This window comes from Coleofasciculus sp. LEGE 07092, assembly GCF_015207375.1.
Taxonomy (GTDB): domain Bacteria; phylum Cyanobacteriota; class Cyanobacteriia; order Cyanobacteriales; family Coleofasciculaceae; genus LEGE-07092.
Genome location: NZ_JADEWY010000263.1, coordinates 1 through 2,382 on the forward strand (window position 1 = coordinate 1; position 2,382 = coordinate 2,382).

The 2,382-nt window shown below is 48.8% G+C and carries 1 protein-coding gene; it reads left to right on the forward strand.

Annotated elements, in window-relative coordinates:
• Window positions 1-172 precede the first annotated feature (172 nt).
• Window positions 173-2,382 (forward strand): MASE1 domain-containing protein (locus IQ257_RS29365; protein ID WP_228061158.1); only part of this gene is annotated, 2,210 nt, incomplete at its 3' end.

A 2,382-nucleotide genomic window follows, 5' to 3' on the forward strand; every position in this document is an offset into this window, starting at 1 on the left:
AAGAGGCGCACCCCACACCCTACCCCCTACCCCCTCTTGAATTACCTGCTCAAGAGAATCGGTTCACCCACCTAGGGGAGGTTAACCCCCTGTTAAGTTGGGCACTCTTTTCATAGAAGAGTCTTTCTAGAACAATGATCTCTTGAACATCAGCCACAAAAAAGACCTGATTTTGTCAATAACTTCCCTGAGCCAGAACCTTTTCTGGCGATACTTTGTCTCCGTTGGCTTGCTGGCGATCGCTTGTATGGGCAGCGCTTACCTCACTCTTTCCCTGTTAGGGCTAGGAATAGAGGCGTCTCCTGTTTGGCCCCCAGCCGGAATTGCGTTAGCCGCCCTCTTGCTAAAAGGACGGCGCTTATGGACGGGAATAGCGATCGGGATGTTCTGGTTCAACTTGTCTCTGGGAGCCTCGTGGGATATTTCCTTAGGTTCGGTTGCAGGTAGCACATTACAAGCAGTTATCGGGGTGACACTACTGCGCCGCATTGAGTTTCGCCCTTCCCTAGAACGCCTTAAAGACGCCTTGGGACTCGTCATCCTAGGAGCCATGATCGCCACCTTAGTCAATGCCACCATCAGTACCACCGTCAGTTGTTGGGTGGGTTATCTCGATTGGAGTCTGTTCGGGCAAAACTGGGGGACGATGTGGCTGGGGGATAGTACGGGAATTTTAGTGGTTACTCCCCTGCTGTTGAAGGTGGGAATGGGAATTCCTCGGCGAAGGCTACCGAGGATACTGCCATCTCAGCAGATTTTTGAAGCCTTACTTTGCTGGATAATGCTGTGGGGAGTCAGTTGGATGGTTTTTGTATGCCAGACTTCCCTCGCCCTCTCGGAATATCCTCTTGAATACCTGCCTTTTCCCTTCGTGGTTTGGGCAACCTGGCGATTTCGTGTCTGGGGTGCAGTATTTGCCAGCCTGATTGTCTCTGGGATGGCAATTGGGGGGGCACTGCAAGGAAGCGGACCTTTTGTCGTCAAGGTGGAAGATACCACTCAGGCTATTCTGTTGCTTCAAACCTTTATGGCAGTACTGACAACTACCGCTCTTGTTTTAGCTGCCACGATGTCTGAGCGTCAACAGGCAGAAGAACAACTCCGCGCCACCTTGCAACGCGATCGCCTTTTAGCCGAAATTGCCCTACGGATTCGCCAATCGTTAGATCTCGACCAAATTTTCCAAACCACCGTAACGGAAGTTCGGCAGTTATTGCAAGCCGATCGGGTCTATATTGGTCATCTCGACCCTACCGGAAAAAGTAAAATTGTTGCCGAATCCGTCGAATCCTGTTGTAAATCTCTGCTGGGATGGGTGGCATCGGATGAGTTGGTGCAGGAAACGCGATCGCTATTTTCCAATCGCTATATTGTAGTCCGAGATAATACCTCCCGAGTTGCAGTCACTCCTCACCTGCAAGACTATTACGATCACTACCAAATTAAAGCCACCCTCACCGTACCCCTGATTCTAGATAATCAACTCTTTGGACTATTAGGGGTTCACCAGTGCGATAGTCCCCGTCATTGGCAGTCCTTTGAGGTGGATTTGCTGAGACAGTTAGCTACCCAGGTAACTATCGCCATTCAACAGGCTCAACTTTACCAACAAGTACAGACTCTCAACACCAACTTAGAGGCTCAAGTTGAAGAACGCACCCTGCAACTGCAAGAAAAAATGCAGGAACTGCAAAAGCTTTACGAATTAAAAGATATTTTCTTACAAGCCGTTTCTCACGACTTGCGCACCTCAATTATGGGTTTACTCCTCATCCTGAAAAATACCCAAAAATGTTCGGGGGAAAGTATTTCTATCCCTCGTCCCATTCTGGAGCGGTTAATTCAAACTAGCGATCGCCAGCTTACATTAATTAACGCCTTATCAGAAGACCATTTTAGTGAAGGGCGGCAAATCGCTCTCCACTGCCAACCCCTATCGTTAAACGAACTCGTTGGGGGAATTCTTGCCGATTTGCAGCCGTTATTTGCCAGAAACGATGCTGCTGTAAAGATTTTGATACCAAAACATTTACCTGCTATTGACGCCGATCCAGCTCAATTACGCTGCGTTTTCGAGCATCTGTTTACCAATGCCTTGAAACACAACCTACCAGGAGTCAATATTACTCTAGAAGCAACAGTGGATAAAAATGCCATCCACTGCACAATCGCCGATGACGGTGTTGGCATGACGCGGGAACAATGCGATCGCCTCTTCAAACTCTACGTCCGAGGTTTACACTGCCAGCATCTCACAGGAATTGGTTTGGGTTTGTACCTATGTCGCCAAATTATCACAGCCCATGGCGGACAAATTAACGCCAATAGCAGTCCTGGAGTGGGTTCTACCTTCGCCTTTACCCCTGTCTCTTACACACATCT